The sequence below is a fragment of the Pseudomonas delhiensis genome (assembly GCF_900187975.1).
Lineage (GTDB): Bacteria > Pseudomonadota > Gammaproteobacteria > Pseudomonadales > Pseudomonadaceae > Pseudomonas > Pseudomonas delhiensis.
In genome coordinates, this window is the sequence record NZ_FZPC01000027.1 from 77,181 (window position 1) to 98,530 (window position 21,350).

Annotated in this window: 22 protein-coding genes; 8 read left to right on the forward strand and 14 right to left on the reverse strand. The window is 69.6% G+C overall.

The window, feature by feature from the left end; genetic code table 11:
* Positions 1–7 precede the first annotated feature (7 nt).
* The 6 genes from CHC02_RS22970 to hpaC form a co-directional block, all read right to left on the reverse strand.
* Positions 8–1,135, reverse strand: coding sequence for an acyl-CoA dehydrogenase family protein (locus CHC02_RS22970; protein WP_089393723.1), 1,128 nt, complete (start codon positions 1,133–1,135; stop codon positions 8–10).
* Positions 1,136–1,145: 10 nt separating this feature from the next.
* A complete protein-coding gene (locus tag CHC02_RS22975; RefSeq protein WP_089393724.1) occupies positions 1,146–2,327 on the reverse strand; it encodes an acetyl-CoA C-acyltransferase in 1,182 nt (393 codons plus the stop codon).
* Positions 2,328–2,340: 13 nt separating this feature from the next.
* Positions 2,341–3,111, reverse strand: coding sequence for a 3-hydroxyacyl-CoA dehydrogenase (locus CHC02_RS22980; protein ID WP_089393725.1), 771 nt, complete (start codon positions 3,109–3,111; stop codon positions 2,341–2,343).
* Positions 3,112–3,125: 14 nt separating this feature from the next.
* Positions 3,126–4,787 carry an acyl-CoA synthetase gene (locus CHC02_RS22985; protein WP_089393726.1) on the reverse strand — a complete coding sequence of 554 codons (1,662 nt, stop codon included), beginning with the start codon at positions 4,785–4,787 and terminating at the stop codon, positions 3,126–3,128.
* 265 nt (positions 4,788–5,052) lie between these two features.
* A complete protein-coding gene (locus tag CHC02_RS22990; RefSeq protein WP_089393727.1) occupies positions 5,053–6,051 on the reverse strand; it encodes an LLM class flavin-dependent oxidoreductase in 999 nt (332 codons plus the stop codon).
* Between the two features lie 141 nt (positions 6,052–6,192).
* Positions 6,193–6,705, reverse strand: a complete 513-nt coding sequence (hpaC, locus tag CHC02_RS22995) for a 4-hydroxyphenylacetate 3-monooxygenase, reductase component (RefSeq protein ID WP_089393728.1) — start codon at positions 6,703–6,705, stop codon at positions 6,193–6,195.
* A gap of 238 nt (positions 6,706–6,943) precedes the next feature.
* Between hpaC and CHC02_RS23000 the strand changes: the two genes are divergently transcribed.
* Positions 6,944–7,558, forward strand: coding sequence for a response regulator transcription factor (locus CHC02_RS23000; protein WP_089393729.1), 615 nt, complete (start codon positions 6,944–6,946; stop codon positions 7,556–7,558).
* A 424-nt stretch (positions 7,559–7,982) separates the two neighbouring features.
* Here CHC02_RS23000 and CHC02_RS23005 read toward each other — a convergent pair whose 3' ends face one another.
* The 8 genes from CHC02_RS23005 to CHC02_RS23040 all read right to left on the reverse strand — a co-directional run bounded on the left by CHC02_RS23005 (position 7,983) and on the right by CHC02_RS23040 (position 14,844).
* The gene (locus CHC02_RS23005) at positions 7,983–8,936 is read right to left on the reverse strand and encodes a PDR/VanB family oxidoreductase (protein WP_089393730.1); all 954 of its coding nucleotides are present in this window, start codon (positions 8,934–8,936) and stop codon (positions 7,983–7,985) included.
* Positions 8,937–9,104: 168 nt separating this feature from the next.
* Positions 9,105–9,845 (reverse strand): SDR family NAD(P)-dependent oxidoreductase, encoded by a 741-nt coding sequence (locus tag CHC02_RS23010; RefSeq protein ID WP_089393731.1) that lies wholly within the window; start codon positions 9,843–9,845, stop codon positions 9,105–9,107.
* Between the two features lie 10 nt (positions 9,846–9,855).
* Complete coding sequence (locus CHC02_RS23015) at positions 9,856–10,353, reverse strand: aromatic-ring-hydroxylating dioxygenase subunit beta (protein WP_089393732.1); 498 nt, start codon at positions 10,351–10,353, stop codon at positions 9,856–9,858.
* Entirely contained in the window at positions 10,350–11,633 is a 1,284-nt protein-coding gene (locus CHC02_RS23020) for an aromatic ring-hydroxylating oxygenase subunit alpha (RefSeq protein ID WP_089393733.1), read from the reverse strand. The genes CHC02_RS23015 and CHC02_RS23020 overlap by 4 nt, the downstream gene beginning before the upstream one ends.
* 10 nt (positions 11,634–11,643) lie before the next feature.
* A complete protein-coding gene (locus CHC02_RS23025; RefSeq protein ID WP_089393734.1) occupies positions 11,644–12,789 on the reverse strand; it encodes an amidase in 1,146 nt (381 codons plus the stop codon).
* On the reverse strand, positions 12,786–13,292 hold the full coding sequence (locus CHC02_RS23030) for a nuclear transport factor 2 family protein (protein ID WP_089393735.1): 507 nt from the start codon (positions 13,290–13,292) through the stop codon (positions 12,786–12,788). Before CHC02_RS23030 ends, CHC02_RS23025 begins: the two co-directional genes overlap by 4 nt.
* Before the next feature lie 3 nt (positions 13,293–13,295).
* On the reverse strand, positions 13,296–13,667 hold the full coding sequence (locus CHC02_RS23035; protein WP_089393736.1) for a hypothetical protein: 372 nt from the start codon (positions 13,665–13,667) through the stop codon (positions 13,296–13,298).
* A 22-nt stretch (positions 13,668–13,689) separates the two neighbouring features.
* Positions 13,690–14,844, reverse strand: a complete 1,155-nt coding sequence (locus tag CHC02_RS23040) for an acyl-CoA dehydrogenase family protein (protein WP_089393737.1) — start codon at positions 14,842–14,844, stop codon at positions 13,690–13,692.
* A gap of 230 nt (positions 14,845–15,074) precedes the next feature.
* Here CHC02_RS23040 and CHC02_RS23045 point away from each other — a divergent pair, with 230 nt between their 5' ends.
* The 7 genes from CHC02_RS23045 to CHC02_RS23075 all read left to right on the forward strand — a co-directional run bounded on the left by CHC02_RS23045 (position 15,075) and on the right by CHC02_RS23075 (position 21,323).
* Positions 15,075–16,565, forward strand: a complete 1,491-nt coding sequence (locus CHC02_RS23045; RefSeq protein WP_089393738.1) for an ATP-binding protein — start codon at positions 15,075–15,077, stop codon at positions 16,563–16,565.
* 187 nt (positions 16,566–16,752) lie between these two features.
* Positions 16,753–17,901, forward strand: coding sequence for an amine dehydrogenase large subunit (locus CHC02_RS23050; RefSeq protein ID WP_089393739.1), 1,149 nt, complete (start codon positions 16,753–16,755; stop codon positions 17,899–17,901).
* 13 nt (positions 17,902–17,914) lie between these two features.
* Positions 17,915–18,454 (forward strand): MauE/DoxX family redox-associated membrane protein, encoded by a 540-nt coding sequence (locus CHC02_RS23055; protein WP_089393751.1) that lies wholly within the window; start codon positions 17,915–17,917, stop codon positions 18,452–18,454.
* A gap of 3 nt (positions 18,455–18,457) precedes the next feature.
* Positions 18,458–19,096, forward strand: a complete 639-nt coding sequence (gene mauD, locus CHC02_RS23060; RefSeq protein WP_089393740.1) for a methylamine dehydrogenase accessory protein MauD — start codon at positions 18,458–18,460, stop codon at positions 19,094–19,096.
* 19 nt (positions 19,097–19,115) lie between these two features.
* The gene (locus CHC02_RS23065) at positions 19,116–19,637 is read left to right on the forward strand and encodes a methylamine dehydrogenase light chain (protein WP_089393741.1); all 522 of its coding nucleotides are present in this window, start codon (positions 19,116–19,118) and stop codon (positions 19,635–19,637) included.
* 15 nt (positions 19,638–19,652) lie between these two features.
* The gene (locus CHC02_RS23070; protein ID WP_089393742.1) at positions 19,653–20,177 is read left to right on the forward strand and encodes a cytochrome c family protein; all 525 of its coding nucleotides are present in this window, start codon (positions 19,653–19,655) and stop codon (positions 20,175–20,177) included.
* 198 nt (positions 20,178–20,375) lie between these two features.
* Entirely contained in the window at positions 20,376–21,323 is a 948-nt protein-coding gene (locus CHC02_RS23075) for a phospholipase D family protein (RefSeq protein WP_089393743.1), read from the forward strand.
* Positions 21,324–21,350 lie beyond the last annotated feature (27 nt).

Here is a 21,350-nt window from a genome sequence, read left to right on the forward strand (position 1 = left end):
GAGCGCTTTACAGGCTCCGAGCGATCACCAACCGCTGCACATCACTGGTGCCCTCATAGATCTGGCACACGCGCACGTCGCGGTAGATGCGCTCCACCGGGAAGTCCTGCAGATAGCCATACCCCCCCAGCGTCTGGATCGCCGCCGAGCACACCCGCTCGGCCATTTCCGAGGCGAACAGCTTGGCCATGGAGGCCTCGGTCAGGCACGGCAGGCCGGCTTCGCGCAGGCTGGCGGCGTGGTGGACCATCTGCCGCGCCACGGCTATCTCGGTGGCCATGTCGCTCAAGCGGAAGGCCACCGCCTGGTGCTCGATGATCGGCTTGCCGAAGGTCTGCCGCTCGTGGGCGTAGTCGCGGGCGCACTCGAAGGCGGCGCGGGCCATGCCCACCGCCTGGCTGGCGATGCCGATGCGCCCGCCCTCCAGGTTGGCCAGGGCGATGCCGTAGCCCTGCCCTTCCTCGCCCAGCCGGTAGGCGGCCGGGATGCGCAGGTCGTCGAAGGCGATCTGGCAGGTGTCCGAGGCGTGCTGGCCGAGCTTGTCCTCCACCCGCACCACGCGGTAGCCGGGGGTGTCGGTGGGCACGATGAAGGCGCTGATGCCCTTCTTGCCCGCCGCCGCGTCGGTCACCGCGAAGACGATCACCAGCCCGGCGTGGCTGCCGGAGGTGATGAACTGCTTGCTGCCGTTCAGCACGTAGTGGTCGCCGTCGCGGCGCGCGCGGGTCTTCAGGAAGCTGGCGTCGGAGCCGGCCTGGGGCTCGGTGAGGGCGAAGGCGCCGATCATCTCGCCACGGGCCAGGGGCACCAGGAACTGGCGCTTCTGCTCCTCGCTGCCGAACTTGGCGATGGGCATGCAGCCCACCGAGTTGTGCACGCTCATGATGGTGGAGCAGGCGCCGTCGCCGGCGGCGATCTCCTCCAGGGCCATGGCGTAGGCCAGGTGCCCGGTCTGGGCGCCGCCCCACTCTTCCGCCACCAGCATGCCGAGGAAGCCGAGGTCGGCCATTTCCTTCAGCGCCTCGGCGGGGAAGCGGTGCTCGCGGTCCCACTCGGCGGCGAAGGGTTTCAGCCGCTCCTGGGCGAACTGGCGGGCGACGTCGCGGATCTGCAGTTCTTCTTCGCTGGGAATCATGCTGGGCTCCTTACAGGCGCTCGACCGCGATGGCGGTGGCTTCGCCGCCGCCGATGCACACCGAGGCGATGCCGCGCTTCAGGTCGTACTGCTGCAGCGCCGAGAGCAGCGTCACCAGGATGCGCGCCGCCGAGGCGCCGATGGGGTGGCCCAGGGCGCAGGCGCCGCCGTGGACGTTGAGCTTGGCGTGGGGGATGTCCAGCTCGCGCATGGCGGCCATGGCCACCACGGCGAAGGCTTCGTTGACCTCGAACAGGTCCACCTCGCCCAGGCCCCAGCCGCTGCGCTGCAGCAGGCGCTGGATGGCGCCCACCGGCGCGGTGGGGAACAGGTTCGGCGCGGCAGCGTAGGACGAGTGCCCGCGGATCGCCGCCAACGGGGCCAGGCCACGCTTCTCGGCCTCGGACAGGCGCATCAGCACCAGTGCCGCGGCGCCGTCGGAGATGGAGCTGGAGTTGGCCGCGGTGACGGTGCCGCCCTCGCGGAACGCCGGCTTCAGCGTCGGGATCTTGTCCGGGCGGGCCTTCGGCGGCTGTTCGTCCTGGCTGACCTCGCGGGTTTCCTTGCCGGCCTTGACCGTCAGCGGGACGATCTCGGCGGCGAAGCGCCCGTCGCGCATGGCCTGCTGGGCGCGGGTCAGCGAGGCGATGGCGTACTCGTCCTGCTGCTCGCGGGTGAAGCCGTAGCTCTGCGCGCAGTCCTCGGCGAAGGTGCCCATCAGCCGGCCCTTGTCGTAGGCGTCCTCGAGGCCGTCGAGGAACATGTGGTCGAGCACCTTGCCGTGGCCCATGCGGTAGCCGCCGCGGGCACGCTCCAGCAGGTAGGGGGCGTTGGACATGCTTTCCATGCCGCCGGCCAGCACCACGCTGGCGCTGCCGGCCAGCAACGCGTCATGGCCCTGCATCACGGCCTTCATGCCCGAGCCGCACATTTTATTGATGGTGGTGCACGGCGTGCCGCGATCGAGGCCGGCGCCCAGCACCGCCTGGCGCGCCGGGGCCTGGCCCTGGCCGGCGGAGAGCACGCAGCCGAGGATGGCCTCGTCGACCTGGTCGGCGCCCAGCTTCGCGCGCTCGATGGCGGCGCGCACGGCGGCGGCGCCGAGGGTGGCGGCGCTGGTGTCCTTGAAGTCGCCGAGGAAGCCGCCCATGGGGGTGCGGACGGCGCTGACGATGACGATGGGATCGTTCATTTCTGTACTCCTGTCACTTGGCGGCCATGCGGATGGCGCCGTCGAGGCGGATCACTTCGCCGTTGAGCATGCTGTTCTCGACGATATGCCGCACCAGCGCGGCGAACTCGTCGGGGCGGCCCAGGCGCGGCGGGAACGGCACGCTGGCGCCGAGGGAATCGCGGACTTCCTGGGGCATGCCGGCCATCATCGGCGTCTCGAAGATGCCGGGGGCGATGGTCATCACGCGGATGCCGTGGCGCGCCAGTTCGCGGGCCACAGGCAGAGTCATGCCGACCACCCCGGCCTTGGACGCCGCGTAGGCGGCCTGGCCGATCTGTCCGTCGAAGGCCGCCACCGAGGCGGTGTTGATGATGACGCCGCGCTCGCCGCCAGCATCAGGTTCATTGCGGGCCATGGCCTCGGCGGCCAGGCGCAGCATGTTGAAGCTGCCGACCAGGTTGATGTTGACGGCACGGGCGAAGCTGTCCAGGCCATGCGGGCCGTTGCGCCCGAGGACCTTCTCGGCGGGCGCGATGCCGGCGCAGTTGGCCAACCCGTGCAGCGCGCCGAAGTTGGCCAGGGCGGCCTCCACGGCGGCGCGGCCGTCGGCCTCGCGGGTGACGTCGGTGCGGATGAAGCGCGCGTTGGCCGAGCCCAGTTCCTCGACGCGCGCGGCCGCGGCGTCGGCGTTGACGTCGGCCAGCAGCACGCGGCCGCCGGACTCCACCAGGGTCTTCGCGGTGGCCGCGCCGAGCCCGGAGCCGCCGCCGGTGATGAGGAATACCTTGTCCTGGATGTGCATGGAATCTCTCCGAATCAGTTCTGCGCGGCCGCGCGTTCGGCCGCCTCGCGTTGCCGGGCGATCTCCTGGTTGCGCAGGAGGAAGCGCTGGATCTTGCCGCTGGGGGTCTTCGGCAGTTCGGCGATGAACTCCACCTCCCGCGGGTAGCTGTGGGCCGAAAGGCGCTTGCGCACGTACTGCTGCAGTTCCTCGGCCAGTTCTGGGCTGGGCTGGTGGTGCGGGCCCAGCACCACGTAGGCCTTGACCACCTCGGTGCGCTCGGGGTCGGGCTTGCCGATCACCGCCGCTTCCATCACCGCCGGGTGCTCGATCAGCGCGCTCTCCACGTCGAAGGGGCCGACGCGGTAGCCGGAGGTGGTGATGAGGTCGTCCGAGCGGCCGACGAAGCTGATGCTGCCGTCGGCGTTCAGCTCCACGGTGTCGCCACTGAGATAGTAGTCGCCGACGAAGGCCTTGGTCTCCATGCCCTGGTAGCCGGCGAACCACATCAGCGGCGAGCGCGTGCGGTCCATGGCCAGGATGCCGGGCTGGCCGGCGGGCAGTTCCTCGCCGTTGTCGCCCAGCACCACCACCCGGTGGCCGGGGATGGCGTAGCCGGCCGCCCCCAGGTGCACCGGGTGCTGCAGCGCGTGATGGTTGGCCAGGACCATGCCCAGTTCGGTCTGCCCGTAGTGGTCGTGGATGGTCACCCCGAGGCCCTCGGCGAACCAGCGGATCACCTCCGGGGTCAGCGCCTCGCCGGCGCTGCTCACGGCGCGCAGGCAGCCCTTGATCTCGCGCGCCACTTCCTCGCCGGAGGCCTTGAGCATGCGGTAGGCGGTGGGCGAGCCGGCCAGGTTGGTGATGCCGAACTGGCGGATGATCCGGCAGGTGCTTTCGACGCTGAAGGCGCCCTCGTAGAAGGTGGTGGCGTGGCCCAGGGCCAGCGGGCCGGTGACGGCGTAGTAGAGGCCGTAGGCCCAGCCCGGGTCGGCCAGGTTCCAGAAGCGGTCCTCGGGGCGCAGGTCGACGGCGTCGCGCAGGTAGCCGGTGAACGCCAGGATGGCCTTGAGCGGCACCGCCAGGGGCTTGGCCAGGCCGGTGGTGCCGGAGGTGAACATCAGCATGAACGGATCTTCGCCGCTGCGCATGACCGGCTCGAACTGCTCGGCGCGGCCTTCCAGGGCGCCCCAGAAGTCCAGGTCGCCGGCCGGGACCGCCTGGCCGCCGCTGAGGGTGATCACCTGCGGGGCGTTGGGCACCTCGTCCACCTTGGCGCGGTTGCCGGCGTCGGTGACCAGCACGCGGCTGCCGGCGATGCCCAGGCGGTGCTCGATGGCCTTGGGCCCGAAGGCGGTGAACAGCGGCTGGTAGACCGCGCCCAGGCGCCAGGTGCCGAGGATGGTGACCAGCAGCTCGGGGGTGCGCGGCAGCATGCCGGAAACCCGGTCGCCGGGGCGCACGCCCAGGTCGTGCAGCAGGTTGGCGAACCGCGCGGACAGTGCCTGCAACTGGGCGAAGCTGTACTCGGCGCGTTCGCCGTTGCGGCCCTCCCAGTACAGGGCGACGCCACCGGCCCGGGCGTGGCGGTCGCAGCATTCGACACAGGCGTTGAGGGCATCGAGGCTACCGGCAAGGGTGTCTCGGGCGGTGGCCGCGTAATCGAACTCGGCAACGGCGGCAGCATAAGGGCGCATCGCGGAACTCCTGGCTTGTTCTTGTAGGGAGTACCGGGATGTTCGCGCCGGCCGGTTGCCGCGGCAATGTCGAAAGGGACCTATGTGGATGAGCGGATTGGACAGCGAGACACGCCAGGTCACACCGTGCGGTTATACGCCGTTTCACCGGAGCCCCAACCCAACGCCAAGGTCACCCCCGGAGCCGCCCGGGCCCACGGTCAAGCGGCGTATAACGCGGAGCGTTATACGCCCTACACCACGCCCACCCGCGGTGCCGGGGGGCTCAACGCAGCCCGGCGACGATCTCCAGCGAACGCAGGCGCAGGGCGTGGTCGTAGATATCGCTGGTGAAGATGATCTCGTCGGCGCCGGTCTGCTCCAGCAGTATCTCCAGGCGGCTGCGCACCTTCTCCGGGCCGCCGATCACCGCCAGGCCGAAGAAGTTGCCCACCGCTTCCTGCTCGTGGGGCAGCCACAGGCCGGCCATGCGCTCCACCGGCGGCTTCTGCTTCAGGCTTTCGCCGCGGATCAGCGCCAGCACTCGCTGGAAGGCGGTGGTGGCCAGGTACTCGGCTTCCTCGTCGGTGGGCGCGGCGATCAGCGGCACGCCGATCATGGCGTAGGGCTGCTCGAGGATGGCCGAGGGCCTGAAGTTCTGCCGGTAGATGCGCAGGGCGTCGTGCAGGTAGCGCGGCGCGAAGTGCGAGGCGAAGGCGTAGGGCAGGCCCTTTTCCGCCGCCAGGCGGGCGCTGAACAGGCTGGAGCCGAGCAGCCAGATCGGCACCCGCGTGCCCTCGCCGGGGATGGCCAGCAGGTTCTGCTGCGGGCGGCGCGGGCCGAGGAGCATTTCCAGCTCGGCGACCTGTTCCGGGAAGTCCTCGCCGTCGCCCAGCAGGCGGTCGCGGCGCAGGGCGCGCAGGGTCGCCTGGTCGGCGCCGGGGGCGCGGCCCAGGCCCAGGTCGATGCGCCCCGGGTAGAGGCTGGCGAGGGTGCCGAACTGCTCGGCGATCACCAGCGGCGGGTGGTTGGGCAGCATCACCCCGCCGGAGCCGACGCGGATGCGCGCGGTCTTGCCGGCGATGTGGCCGATCAGCACGGCGGTGGCCGAGCTGGCGATGCCGTCCATGTTGTGGTGCTCGGCCAGCCAGTAGCGGGTGAAGCCGAGGCGCTCGACGTGGCGGGCCACCTCGACGGCGTTGTTCAGCGCCTCGGCGACGGTGCCCTGGTCGCGGATGGGGACCAGGTCGAGCATGGAGAAGGCAGTTTCGGACAGGGACTTCATGGAGGCTCCAGTCTGGGCCCGCACGGCTGCCGTGCGGGCGTGGCTTTGAGCCGGACTCTAACGGCATGCCCGGCGCATGACCACGCGTCGGCGTCGATAGTACTCATGCCGCGCAGTGATGGAGGCGCCCCGCCCCGGCCCTCAGGCCGCCGCCGAGACGCCGTCCAGGCGGTGGAACAGGCGGTTGAAGTACACCAGGCTGTCGCCCTGCTCGCGCACCGCGGCGCGCTCCAGCTCGACGAACAATACCGAGTGCGAGCCGACTTCCTTGCACTCGCTGATGCGCCCTTCCAGGGTGACCAGGGCGTCGCGCAGCACCGGCACGCCGGCCACGCCGTCCTCCCAGAGGGCCGAGGCGAAGCGTTCCTCCATGGGCACCCGGGTCATGCCGGCGAAGTGCCGGGCCAGCTCTTCCTGTTCGCCGCGCAGCACGTTGACGCACAGGTGGCCGTTGGCGCGGAAGGGCTCGTGGCTGGCGCTGCCGCGGTTGATGCACACCAGCAGCGTGGGCGGCGAGTCGGTGACCGAGCAGACCGCGCTGGCGGTGATGCCGCAGCGCCCGCCGGGGCCGTCGCTGGTGATGATGTTCACCGCGGCGGGCAGCCGCGCCATGGCGTTGCGGAAGTCGATCTGGGTCTGGCTCAGGTTGTTCATGGCACGCCCTTGTGGCCGGTTGTCGATGCTTGCCAATCTACGGCCGCGCGGCCAGGCGCGGTATCCAGGCGAATCCCATGGCGGCGGTGGCTGGCCTTTAGTCGACTAGGGGGTTTCTTTATCGCCAGCGCCGCCCCGCCTGGGTATGCTGGCCCCTGGGCGCCCGCGCGCCCGCCCGTGCGTGCCGCAGCGAAGACTGCGAGCCAGACCTAATAAGAAGAACCGTGGCAGTGCCCTGATGGATACCCGCAAACCCGTTGTGTACATCGTCGACGACGACAAGGACCTGCGCACCTCGCTGGCCTGGCTCCTGGAGTCGGTCAGCATCCAGGCGCAGTGCTTCGCCGGCGCCGAGGAATTCCTCGCCCACTACGACGCCACCACCCCCGCCTGCCTCGTGCTCGACGTGCGCATGCCGGAGACCAGCGGCTTCCAGCTGCAGAGCATGCTCAACGAGCGCGGCGCGGCCTTGCCGATCATCTTCGTCTCGGCCCACGGCGACATCCCCATGTCGGTGCAGGCCATGAAGAACGGCGCCCTGGACTTCGTCGAGAAACCCTACAACCCGCAGCAGATGCTCGAACGCATCCAGGCCGCGCTCAAGGCCGCGGTGCAGGTGCACGCCGGCGCCGAGCAGAAGCGTCAGCTGCAGCAGCGCCTGGACCTGCTGACCGGGCGCGAGCGCGAGGTGCTGGGCATGGTGATCGACGGCAAGGCCAGCAAGGTGATCGCCCGCGAGCTGAACATCAGCGTGAAGACGGTGGATGTGCACCGCACCAAGATCAAGGAGAAGATGGGGGTTTCCAGCATTGCGCTGCTGGTGCGGGAGGTGTTGGACCTGGGGGTGCCGTAGGGGCGCTTCGGGGTTGGCCACGAGGTGGCGTGGCGCCTGGTGTATCGGCGTATAACCGCGAACGGTTATACGCCCTACGCAACGGCCGGGCTCGGCGTAGGGCGAATAACGCGAAGCGTTATCCGCCGCTTGGCCTTGGCCAAAGAGCGCTTCGGGGTTGGCCACGAAGTGGCGTGACGCCTGGGTGTATCGGCGTATAACCGCGAACGGTTATACGCCCTACGCAACGGCCGGGCTCGGCGTAGGGCGAATAACGCGAAGCGTTATCCGCCGCTTGGCCTTGGCCAAAGAGCGCTTCGGGGTTGGCCACGAAGTGACGTGGCGCCTGGGTGTATCGGCGTATAACCGCGAACGGTCATACGCCCTACGCAACGGCCGGGCTCGGCGTAGGGCGAATAACGCGAAGCGTTATCCGCCGTCTGGTTCAGAGGTCCAGCACCAACCGCGCCGACCTGGCCCGCGAGACGCAGGCGCAAATCTGCCTGTTCGAGGCCTTCTCCTTGCTCGACAGGCAGTTGTCCCGATGCTCCGGCTCGCCTTCCAGCACTTCCACGATGCAGGTGCCGCAGATGCCTTCGCGGCATTCGGTGTCGATGTCGCAGCCGTGGGCCTGGAGCACGTCCACCAGGCTGGCGTCGGCCGGCACCTGCAGGACCACGCCGCTGCTGGCCAGCTCCACCTCGAAGCTGCCGGCCGGGGCCGCGTTGGCGGCCGGGTCGGCCTGAAAGTGCTCCAGGTGGATGGCGTCTTCGCCGCGGCTGTGCCTGGCGACCTCCACCACCTTGTTCATGAACGGCGCCGGGCCGCAGGTATAGACGTGGGCCGCCGCCGGCGCGCGTGCCAGGCAGGCGGCCAGTTCGGCTTCGAGGTCGGCCGGCTCCACGCCGTAGTGGAATTCCACCTTGCCGGCGAACACAGGGCCGGACAGCAGTTCGACGAACGCCGCATGCTCCGGCGAGCGGGCGAAATAGTGCAGCACGTAGGGTTCGCCCCTGGCGTTGAGCTTGTAGGCCATGCTCAGCAGCGGCGTCACGCCGATGCCGGCGGCGAACATCACGTGCTCGCGGGCTTCGGCGGCCAGGCGGAACAGGTTGCGCGGGGCGCCCATCTCCAGCTCCATGCCCTCTTCCACCTGCTCGTGCAATGCCGCGGAGCCGCCGCGGGAGGCGGCTTCCTTCTTCACCGCCACCAGGTAGGCGGCGCGGTCTTCCGGCGGGCTGCACAGGGAATACTGGCGGGTCACCCCGGTGGGGCCGGTGACGTCGACGTGGGCGCCCGGCTCGTAGGCGTCGAACGGCTGGCCGTCGGCGCGCACGAGGCGGAAGGAACGGATGTCCAGGGCTTCGTCGACGATCCTTTCGATTCTTACCTTCATCATTGTTGTTACCTGCAAGGCGTGGATTCGGGGTGTGGGGTAGGCCGAGGTGCTCACTCGTACCTCGGCTCCCTCTCCCCAGCCCTCTCCCTGAAGGGAGAGGAGGTTGTACGGTGCGTGTTGGAACTCCTGCGTAGGGCGAATAACGCTCCGCGTTATCCGCCGTCTTTCTCAACGCATGAACAGGCCGCCGTTGATGTCCCAGCAGGCGCCGGTCACCGAGGCGGCGTTGTCGGCTACCAGCAGCAGCACGCTGTCGGCCACGTAGTCCGGGTCGCCCAGGCGGCCCACCGGGATGGTCTTGAGGATCTGTTCCAGGCGCTCCGGGGCCACCGTCTCGCGCACCACCGGCAGGTCCAGCGGGCCGGGGGAGATGCTGTTGACGGTGACGCCGGCCGGCGCCAGTTCGCGGGCGAAGACCTTGGTCAGAGTCGCCACCCCGCCCTTGGCCGCGGCGTAGTGCCCACCGGTGGCGGTGCCGCCGTTCTGCCCGGCCAGCGAGGCGATGTTGACGATGCGGCCGAAGCCGCGGCCGGCGAAGTGCGCGCCGAACACCTGGCAGGCGACGAAGGTGCCGCGCAGGTTCACCGCCAGGGAGGCGTCGAACTCCTCCGGGGTGATCTCCATCAGCGCGGCGACCCTGGACACCCCGGCGTTGTTCACCAGGATGTCGCAGCCGCCCCACTTGGCCTGCAGCAGGTCGCGGGCGCGTTCGAAGTCGGCTTTCTCGCGCACGTCCAGCTCCACCGCCAGGGCGCTTGCGCCACTGGGGTCGAGCTCATCGGCCAGGCGCTGGGCGTCGCCCAGGCGCACGTCGGCCAGGGCCACGCGGTAGCCGGCGCCGTGCAGGCGCCGGGCGATGCATTCGCCGAGGCCGCGGGAGGCCCCGGTGACGAGTGCGGTACGGGTCATGGCGGGGTCCTCAGAGCAGGAAGCCGATGGCGCCCAGGGCGTCCTGGGCGTTGATCAGGCGCACCACCTTACGCTCCAGGCGCGGGCCTTCGGCGGCGAAGCGGATGCGGTGCTCCAGGTCGGCGACGAAGGGGGTGTGCACGCCGCGCTTGTAGGCGTAGAGGATCTGCGCCGAATGCACTTCGACGAGGTCGCCGGCCGCTTCCACCAGGCGGAAGCGCGACACCGTGCGCACCGTCCTGGCCGCATCCACCGCCGAGGGCGAGAAGCCGGCGCTCAGGCGCTCGATGCGCAGGGCGCGCATGCGCGCGTCGTCGAAGGCGTAGTTGAGGCTGGCGGCGAAGTCGTCGCCCTCGGCGTCGATGGGCACCACGTAGATGCCCTCCTCGCTCCACAGCGCGCTCCACTGCGCGTAGTCCTTGCGGTCGAGCAGCTCGGCCTCGCGCCAGATGAATTCGATGGCCTTGGCCAGCGGGCCGGAGAAGCCGTTCAGGGTGTCGTTGCTCATTGGCTCATCATCCTCTTCCACATTTGGTAGGCCTCGCGCATGCCGCCTTCGTCGGTGGCGTGGGAAACCTTGTCGCCGTTCTCGGCCAACACCTCGCGGTTCAGCCCGCGGTTGACCAGGATCGGCGCCTCGGGGCCGGCGTAGGAGCCGCGCTGCACGCGGTCCCAGGCTTCCGCGTCGTCCGGGCTGCCGAAGCCGAACGGGCCCTGGAAGTGCTCGTGGATGCGCAGGCGTTCGCGGTTGGCGATCTCCGGGCCGCCGTCCATGCCCAGGGCGACGTGACGGATTTCCGTCTCGGTGACCGACACCGGGCGCAGCACGCGGAAGAACGACATGGACATGGCCACGTTGGGGAACAGGTTGAGGTTGAAGCCGGCGCCGTGCAGCGAGCGGACGATGCGGCGCACCTGTGCAGGCTCCATGGTCCTGGACAGCTCCTCGGTGACGTGGGCGAAGCGTTCCTGCAGCTGCTCGGTGCCGTCGTCGTGGTCGAGGTCGACGTGCTCGGGCACCATCACCATCACGCTGTGGCCGTTGCCCAGGGCGTGGGTCACCGCCTGCGGGTCGGTCATGAACGAGAGCATCTCGCTGGTCTCGTCGTCCACCGAGGACATCCACGACTTGTGCACGATGGGGAAGTGGTAGCCGTCGGTGGTGTTCTCCAGCTGGATCTTCCAGTTGCCCCTGAAGGTGAACTTGTGTTCGCCCTGGACCTTGATCGGGAAGCCCGCGCCCTGCTTCATGAACAGGTCCATCCAGTGCTTCGCCCCGCCGAGGAAGTCTTCCAGCGGCTCGATGTCGGCGTCGTAGCTGGCGAAGATCATGCCGGCGTAGCTTTCCACCCGCAGGCTGGTCAGCGGCAGCTCGGCCTTGTCGAGGATGTCCTCGTAGCCGTCCGGGTACGGCAGCGCGCGCAGCTTGCCGTCCAGGCCGTAGGACCAGCTGTGGTACGGGCAGGTGAAGCCGGTGGCGTTGCCCTTGTGCTTCTCGCAGACCGTGGCGCCGCGGTGGCGGCAGCGGTTCTCCAGGACGTTGATCGCGCCCTTCTTGTCGCGCACCACGATCACCGGCCGGCGGCCGATCATGGTGGTCTTGAAGTCGCCGGGGTTGCGCACTTCGCTGACGTGGGCGACCCACACCCAGGTGCGGTAGAAGATCTTTTCCAGCTCGGCCTCGAACAGCGCCGGGTCGTGGTACAGCGAAACGTCGACGCGGTCGCTCTGGACCAGTTGCTCGGGGCTGCCCGTCTTGGCGATCAGCCGGTGTTCGGGGGCGCTCATGGGTGTCTCCTCATGCGATTTTCTTGTTCGTCGGCCGCTCGGCGGCCAATGCCTGTTCCAGCTGCGCGCCGAAGGCGCAGACGCGTTCGTCGTCGCCCTTGCGGCCGATGACCTGCAAGCCGACCTTGAGCCCGCCGTGCTCCAGCTCCACCGGCACGCTCAGCGCCGGGTGGCCGCTGAGGTTGAACGGGCGGACCAGGGCGGTCAGCGCGGCCACGCTCCTGCCGCTGCGCGCCTCGGACAGCAGCGGCGGCAGGCTGGCCAGGGTCGGCAGCAGCAGCACTTCGTAGTCGTCCAGGGCGGCGTCGATGGCGCGCGTGAAACTCGTACGCACGCCTTCGGCCTCGGCCAGTTGCGCGGCGCTGGTGCGCCCGGCGGCGAGCAGGCGCTGCTCGACGTCGGCGCCCAGCAGGCCCTTGCCGGTGAGCTGGCCGAGAGCGGCCCAGTTCTCGTGGTTGATGACCATAAGGCCTGCCTCGAAGGCCGCCTCGAACTCGCCCAGGTACAGGCTCGCCCGGCGCCAGCCGGCGCGGTCGGCGGCGGCGCCCAGGCAGGCCTGGATGTGTGGGTCGGCCGGCACTTCGAGGAAGGCCACGCGGGCGTTGGCGCCCGGCGGGTTCACGGCGCCGAAGCCGGGGCAGATCACCTGCATGGCGGCGACCAGCTCGGCCATGTTCGCGGCGAAGGGGCCCACGCAATCCAGGCTGCTGTGCTCCGGGTGCACGCCGGCGCGGCTGACGCGGCCGAAGCTGGGCTTGAGCCCGGCCACGCCGCAGCAGGCCGCCGGCACCCGCACCGAGCCGCCGGTGTCGGTACCCAGTGCGATGTCCGCCAGCCCCGCGCCGACGGCGGCGGCCGAGCCGCTGGACGAGCCGCCGGGCACGCGGTCCGGCGCCTGCGGGTTGAGCGGCGTGCCGCTCCAGTCGTTGATCCCGGTGACGCCGAAGGCCAGCTCGTGCAGGTTGGTCTTGCCGACGATGCGCCAGCCGGCGTCCAGCACCCGCTGCACCACTTCGGCGTGGCGCTGCGCGGGCGCGCTGTCGGCCAATGCGCGGCTGCCGCAACGCGTCGGATGGCCGGCGATGTCGATGGTGTCCTTGATGGCGACGCGCTTGCCGGCGCTGCCCAGTTGGAATTCGCTGACGAAGATGCTCATGCCTCGCCCTCCGCGAGCGCGCCCAGCGGCATGGCCAGCAGCCGCCGGGTGCGGAAATGGGTGATCTGCCAGGTGTCGCCGAGGCGGCGGAAGTCCAGCTGCAGGCGGGTGCCGAACAGCTCGCTGCGGCCGTCGACGTAGGTCGACAGCTGCTGCATCAGCCACTGGCCGCGCGCGGTCTCGCCGCCCTCCCCGACCTCGATCGACTCACTGCCGAGGAAGTGCAGGTTGAGTGCGAAGTGCTCGGCCGGCGGCAGGTAGCCGGCGACGAACGCCGCCACCGCCGCGCGACCCTCATGGCGGCCGAAGCTCTGCTCGGCGCGCGCGCCCAGGCCTTCCCAGACGGCGTCCTCGCTGAACAGCTCGGCCAGCTCATGCTGCAACGCCAGGCTGCCGCGCGGCACGTCGCAGAGGTCCATGTAGCGGGCCATCAGGCGACGCACCGCGGCTTCGCCTTCGAGGCGTTCCAGGCGCGCTTGCAACAGCTCCAGGGCCTGGCCCATGGCTCAGCTCCGCGCCGCTTCGGGAATGGTCAGCGGGCGGCCGACGCGGGCCTCGATCCGGGCGTACTTCCACAGGCTGTACTGGCCGACCTGCACGGTGCGGAACAGGTTGCAGGCGTCGACCACGGTCTGGTGGCAGTCGACGTCGGCCATGATGTACACGGTCCAGGGCGCGGTGCTGGAGGCGCCGACCATCAGGCGGTCGTCGTCGAGCACGCCGAGGACGTTCATCCCCGGCAGCGCGCCCAGTTCGCCCAGCATCTGGCTGAAGCCCTTCCAGACGCTGATGCCTTCGCCGGTGGGCAGGTCGAAGAAGTTCTGCGTGATGCCGATGCAGAACAGCACGCGCATGGGTTCGGCGGTGGGTCGGGTCATGGTTTCTTGTCCTTGTGGTCGATCAGAGGTAGCCGGGGAACGGCGGCACATCGAGCAGCACGGAGCCTGCGCCGTCGTACATGCCGTCGCTGAGGAAAGCGTGCTGGGTCACTACCATGGCGTCGCGCAGGTAGCGCTGCAGCGGGTGGCGCAGGTAGATGGCGGTGGTGCCGGCCAGGGCGTAGGCGCGCTGCACCACCTCGGCGCCGGCGCGGGAGACGTGCACGGCGGACAGGCGCAGCAGGCTGACCTGCTCCGGGGTCACCGGGTTGCCGGCGAGGATGGACTCCCACACCTGCCCGGTGGCGTCGTAGAAGAAGCCCCGCGCGGCGTGCAGCTGCGCCTCGGCCTTGCCCAGCTCGATGCGCACGTAGGCGCGGTCGGCCAGCTTCGGCGCGCCGGTCACGCCGCTGCCGGAGGCCATGCGGGCGATCTCGTCGAGGGCGGCGCGGGCCAGGCCCAGGTTGACCACTGCCAGCACCTGGGCGGCGTAGGCGATGGTCGGGTAGCGGTACAGCGGCTCGTCGATGCTGCTCTGGCCGCCGCGGATGAAGGTCCAGGCGTCGGGCACGAAGACCTTGTCCAGGCGCAGGTCGTGGCTGCCGGTGCCCTTCAGGCCGACGACTTCCCAGTTCTCCACGATCTCCACGTCGCGGGCCCGCAGCAGCGCAGTGCGCGGCTTGCCGCCGGGGCCGCCGAGGCCGATGCCGACGCCGAGCACGTCGGCGCCCTTGCAGCCGCTGGCGAACTTCCAGGTGCCGCTGACGCGCCAGCCGCCCGCCACCTGCTCGGCCGGCTGGATGGGGAACAGGCCGCCGGCGAACACCAGGTCCGGGCCGTCGGCGTATAGCTCGGCGAGTGTCTCGCGGGGCAAGGCGGCGAGGTAGGTGCTGGCGCTGCCGAAGCTGGCCACCCAGCCGGCGGAGCCGTCGGCCTCGGCGATGCGCTCGATCAGGCGCAGGAAGTCGGCCGGCGGCAGGGCGTCGCCGCCGAAGCAGCGCGGGGTGGCGGAGCGGTAGATGCCGGCCTCGATGAAGCGCTCGATCATGTCGCGCGGCACGTGGGAACGGGCATCGAACTCGTCGCGGCGCTGGCGGACCTCGCCGAGCACCTGCTCGAACAGGTCGGCACGGCTGGCGAGGGGCGAATCTGTGGCGGCGGCGGCTGAACGCGGCATGGGCGTCTCCCTGTGTTCTTGTGGGCCGGCCGTCCGGTGGGAGCCGGCGGCCGTCGATGGGGCCCAGTGTAGGGAGCGCGCCGAGCGGGCCTCTATTGGGGCGTGCCGCCCGCGAACTAAAGGAATCCCCTAGTGCCCGCCGGGTTGTTTCCTAGCGCCGACGCGCTAGGCTGCGCGCTATAAAAAGCCGTGCCCCGCGTCCGGGGACGCGCCCCTGAAGAGCCGCCGCCATGTTCCAGCCCGCCGAAACCGACTTCCACGCCCTCATCGAGGCCATGCCGCTGTGCATCCTGCTGCACGACGCCCAGACCAAGGAGATCCTCTGGGCCAACAGCGCCGCGCTGCGGGCCCTGGGCTTCAGCCTGGAGGAACTGGTGCCGCTGAAGGCCCCGGACATGACCAACCCGGCGCCCAAGTACCGCCGCGCCATCGGCCTGCGCTGGCTGGAAGGCGCGGCGCGCACCGGGCAGCGCGCCATCGAGTGGTGCTACCGCTCCAAGCAGGGCGTGGACATCCTCTCCGAGGCGACTGCCACCCTGGTCCACCTGGCCGAGCGCGACGTGCTGATGGTGCAGTTCCGCGACATCTCCAAGGAGGAGAAGGTCAGGCGCGACCTCAAGCGCACCGAGAGCCGCCTCAAGGCCTTCATGCAGGACCTGGCCGAAGGCGTGGCGGTGCTCGGCCCGGACGGCGACATCCGCTTCATCAGCGATTCCGCCCTGGCCCTGCTCGGCGCCGCGGACCGCCGGAGCCTGGCGCGCAACTTCCTCGACGCCTGCGACGAGAAGTCCCGCCAGCGCCTGCTCCAGCACCTGGGCCGCACGCCGCCCAGCCGCGAGCCCTACAGCGTCGCCTACCACCTGCGCCGCGGCGACGGCGACTGGCGCTGGCACCACGCCACCTGCCGCTACATCGAGATCGAGGACGACCTCTGCGGCCACCTGCTGCTGTTCCGCGACGTCAGCGAACAGGTGCGCGCCGAGGAAGCCCGGCGGCAGAGCGAGCAGAAGCTGGAGTACCTGGCGCGCTACAACGCCATGGGCGAGATGGCCGTGGCCATCGCCCACGAGCTGAGCCAGCCGCTGGCGGCCACGCGCAACTTCATCGAGGGCTCGGTGATCCGCCTGGGCCAGCAGGGCGAGGTCGAGCCGAACGTGGCCTGGGGCCTGGACAGCGCGGTGCGGCAGATCGAGCACGCCTCGGAGATCATCAAGAGCGTGCGCGAGTACGTGGTGCGCCTGGAGCAGGCCGAGCAGTGCGTCGACCTCAACGAGCTGCTGGCCGACGCCCGCTACTTCATCGACCTCAAGGGCCAGCCGGCCGGCGTGCGCCTGGAACTGGCGCCCTGCGCCGAGGCGCTGCCGGTGAGCTGCGAGAAGGTGCTGATCGGCCAGGTGATCCTCAACCTGGCCTTCAACGCCATCGAGGAGATGGCCGAGCTACCCGCCGAGCGCCGCGTGCTGCGCATCCATACCCGGCGCCAGGGCGGCAGCGCCCTGCTCTGCGTCGAGGACCGCGGCCGCGGCATCGACGCCGGCGCCCGGGAGCGGCTGTTCGACGGCTTCTTCAGCTCCAAGGTCAGCGGCAACGGCATCGGCCTGGCGCTGTGCAGGAACATCGTCTCGCGCCACCGCGGCGACATCTGGGCGCAGAACGTCGAGCCCAGCGGGGCCATGTTCTGCGTCTCGCTGCCACTGGCCGCGCCCGCCGACCAACGGTGAGGCGCGGCGCCCGAACCGCGTCGATCCTTGCCCTGGCACGCCGGCGCAAGCCCTGTCAGGGACACACAAGGGCTTGGCACGCAGAACAAGGCAGCACCGGGCAGCGCGGGGCAGACTAGGGCTGCAGTCTTCTGCCCACACCGATCCGCGGGCCGACCATCCAATAAAATCGAGGGAGCCACCCCCCATGCGAATAACCAGGATCCTTGCTCGTACCACGCTGGCGCTAGGCGTCTCGCTGGCCGCCGTCGGCGGCGCATTCGCCGACCTGCCGCCGGAGACCGTCGGCCAGACGACCCTGCCGTTCCCGCCGGATCCGCACCGCGCCTACGTCGTCGACGTGGAATTCGACAGCTTCGTGACCGGCCGCGTGACCGTGGTGGACCCGGCGCAGAAGAAGATGCTCGGCATGGTCAGCACCGGCTTCGCCGCGCCTTCGACCCTCAGCCACGACCAGCGCACCCTGTACACCGCCGACCTGTACTATTCGCGCGGCACCCGCGGCACCCGCACCGACGTGCTGACCGCCTGGGACACCTCCACCCTGGCCCCCACCTGGGAAGTGGTGATCCCCAGCAAGCGCTCCGAATCCCTGACCCAGCGCTACGGCCTGGCGGTCAGCGGCGACGACCGCTTCGCCTACGTCTACAACTTCACCCCGTCCACCTCGGTGACCGTGGTCGACACCCAGGCCAAGGCGGTGACCGCCGAGATCGCCATCCCCGGCTGCGTGCTCAACTACCCGGTGGGCAAGCGCGCCTTCGCCTCGCTGTGCGGCGACGGCAGCGTGCAGCTGGTGACCCTCGGCGAGGACGGCAAGGAAACCGCGCGCAGCCGCACCCCGTTCTTCGACCCGAACAAGGAGAAGCTGGTGGAACGCGCCATCAACGATGGCGAGACCTACTACTTCACCACCACCGAAGGCGTGATCCACACCATCGACTTCTCGGGCAAGCAGCCCAGGGTGCTGCCGACCTGGTCGCTGGTCACCGACGCCGAGCGCAAGGCCGGCTGGGCCCCCGGCGGCTGGCAGGAACTGGCCCTGGCGCCGAAGCTGAACCGCCTGTACGTGCTGATGCACGACAAGCACGAACCGATGAAGTGGGAAGACCCGAGCACCGACATCTGGGTCTACGATCTGAAGACGCAGAAGAAGATCGGCACCCTCAACGCCCCAGCCCCGGTCTGGAGCATGACCGCCACCAGCGACGACGCCCCGCTGCTGTACGGCGCCAACGTCGAGGGCGGCCTGGAGATCTTCGACCTGAAGGCCGGCAAGCACACCGGCACCGTGGAGAAGATCGCCAAGACCGCCACCCAGGTCCTGACCCACTGACAGAGGCATGACCATGCAACCCGATCCCATCTACGTGATCGCCGCCGCCGTCTCGGTGGCGGTGATCCTGGCCAGCGCCGCCAGCCACAAGTGGCGCGCGCCGGGGCGCTTCACCCGGCAGCTGGAGGACTACCGGCTGCTGCCGCAGGCCCTGCTCAAGCCCGCCGCCCGCGCGCTGCCGCTGGTCGAGGGCGGCGTCGCCTTCGCCCTGCTGGTGCCGGCCAGCCGTTCGCTGGCGGCCCTGGCCGCCGCCGCGCTGCTGGCGCTGTACGCCGCGGCCATCGGCATCAACCTGTGGCGCGGCCGCCGCGACATCGACTGCGGCTGCGCCGGGCCCGACCAGGCCCAGCCGCTGCGCCCGGTGCTGCTGGCGCGCAACGCCGTGCTCATCGCCCTGGCCCTGCTCGCCAGCCTGCACCCGCAGGCCCGCGACCTGGGCCTGTTCGACGGCTTCGTGACGCTGGCCGCCAGCGCCGTCGCCCTGCTCCTCTACGTCGCCGCCGACGGCCTGCTGGCCAACGGCCCCCGTCTGCTCAAACTCATTGGAAGGTGAACCATGGAAGCCATGATCGTTTCCAACATCCTGCTCTGGTGCCTGCTGCTGGCACTGGCCTTCGTCGTCATGGGCCTGGTGCGCCAGATCGGCGTGCTGCACGGGCGCATCGCCCCGGCCGGCGCGCTGATGGTCGACAAGGGCGTCGCCGTGAATGAACCGGCCCCGCAGGTCACCGCCGCCGACCGCCACGGCCGCCCGGTGAACTTCGGCTACGCCGGCGAGAAGGCCCAGCTGCTGTTCTTCCTCTCGCCCACCTGCCCGATCTGCAAGTCGCTGCTGCCGGCGATCAAGTCCATCGCCAAGGAACAGGCGCACCGCCTGGACGTGGTCTACGTCAGCGACGGCGAGCCCGCCGCGCAGCAGGCGCTGATCGCCGAGCACAAGCTCGAAGGCGCCACCTACGTGGTCGGCCCGGAAGTGGGCATGACCTACCAGATCGGCAAGCTGCCCTACGCGGCGCTGATCGACAAGGCCGGCATCCTGCGCGCCAAGGGCCTGGTCAACTCCCGCGAGCACCTGGACAGCCTGTTCGAGGCCGAGCACCTGGGCAGCGCCACCCTGCAGCAGTACCTGCAGGCGCAGCAGCCTCAGGTTCACAGCCACGAGCCTGGCCATGCGCACTCGCACAGCGCCCACTGACAATAAAAAGGGATAACCGATGAAATTCCTCGACCAGCTCTTCGAGCGCTCCTCCCGCCGCGTCGCCGACACCACCTCGCGGCGCAAGCTGCTCTCGCGCATGGGTTCGCTGCTGGTGGCCGGCGCCGCGCTGCCGGTGCTGCTGCCCATCGACCGCACCGGCAAGGCCCTGGCCGCCGACAAGCCGATGGCCGGCGACCCTGGCGACCCCAACAGCTGCGACTACTGGCGCTACTGCTCCATCGACGGCTTCCTCTGCTCCTGCTGCGGCGGCACCGTGTCCAGCTGCCCGCCGGGCACCGAGGTGTCCCAGGTGGCCTGGGTCGGCACCTGCCACAACCCGGCCGACGGCAAGAACTACATCATTTCCTATAACGACTGCTGCGGTAAGCACAGCTGCAACCAGTGCGCCTGCACCCGCAACGACAGCGAGGAACCGGCCTACCGTCCGTTCAACAACAACGACGTGAACTGGTGCCTGGCGGCCAAGTCGCACATCTACCACTGCACCGTCTCGGTCATCCGCGGCGTGGCCGTGTAGGGCTCGGGGTCAGCCATGAAACGCTCGCTGCTGACCCTCGGGCTGTCGTGCCTGCTGGCCATGCCCATGGCCCAGGCACGCAGCATTCCCGACCCGCACCAGAAGCACGCGCCGGGCAACGAGGCGGAGCAGACGCCGATCGCCCAGGCCGGCTACAGCAACGCCACCAACTACCAGTTGCAGTGCGCCGGCTGCCACCTGTCCGACGGCGCCGGCTCGAAGTCCAACGACGTGCCGAGGATGCTCGGCTTCGTCGGCAACTTCCTCAAGGTGGACGGCGGCCGCCAGTTCCTGGTGCGGGTGCCGGGCATGTCCATGTCGGCGCTGAGCGATGCGCAACTGGCGGACATGCTCAACTGGCTGCTGCGCGAGGACGGCATGGCCGGCAAGAGCATGCCGGCGGACTACAAGCCGTACACCGCGGAGGAAGTAGCGGGGATTCGCCACGAAACCATGCTCAACCTCCCGGGAACCCGCGCCCAGCTGATCGCCGCGATGCGCAGGCAGGGCATCGCCATCGACGACGGCATGGGCGACTGAAAGACGCCTTTGGTTCCGCTTCGGCCCGCCGTATGGCGGGCTTTTTTTGGTTGGTTTTTCGTAGGAGCGAGCAAGCTCGCTCCTACGAAAAACCAAGCCCCCTGCTCTACCGCAAGCCTTTTCGCGCCAAGCGTGAAACCTCCCCCACCGGCGTGCGACAATGCCTACATTTGCGGAACCCATGCTGCTGGAGAACCTATGCAGATCCTCGATAATCGGAACGACCTCGCGGGCTACCTCGGCCAACAGCGCGACAAGAAGATCACGGTCGTCACCGCCTTCGCCGCCGGCACCGAACCCCTGGTGGAAAGCCTGCGCGCCAACGGCAACCGTCTGGACATAGTGGTCGGGACCATCAACTCCTTCACCTCCCCGGACTTCATCGAGTACTGCATCGGCGAGGGCGGCGACGACCTGGCGCTGTCCGTCGACTTCCGCTACCAGAAGAGCATCCACTGGAAGCTCTACCTGATTGAACCGGACGTGGTCATCCTCGGCAGCGCCAACTTCACCGAACTGGGCGTCGGCCTGTCCCGCGACAACGCCGTGGTCATCCAGGACGCCGCGCTCTACCAGCAGCACCTGGCCCGCGTCGAGGCGCTGAAGGCCACCGAGGGCGTGCTGCCGGCCAGCGACAGCGAGGCCTTCGACGAGGCCCTGGAAACCTACCGCTGGAACCACCGCCGCATGCAGGCGGGCCTGGCGCGCACCGCGCAGTACCTGGACGGCGAGAGCTGGCTGGGCGAGGAGTCCAACCAGAGCATCCCGCTGTTCATCTGGTACAGCGACCACTCCGAGGACTCCGAGACCACCGCCGAGGGCTTCCTGCGCGCCAGCAGCGGCGTGGACTGGGACGACGTACGCGAGTTCTTCACCTACGAATGCGCCGAGGGCGCCCTGCCCTACGAGGAAGGCGACGTGGTGCTGACCGCGCGCTGCAACGGCTCGCACATCGCCTTCTACACCTTCGACCGCATCCTCTACCGCGACGGCACCTACTACATCTATTCCTACCGCAAGAAGCGCTACCCGGCGCCGTTCAACCTGGACGACACCAAGGAAGGCCTGAAGGACGTCATCCCGCGCTGGTACGAGGAAGGCCGCACCGAGATGAACCGGGCGGACATCCTGCGCTTCATGATCTGAAGCCCCTCCCCCGGCCACTGCGAAAAC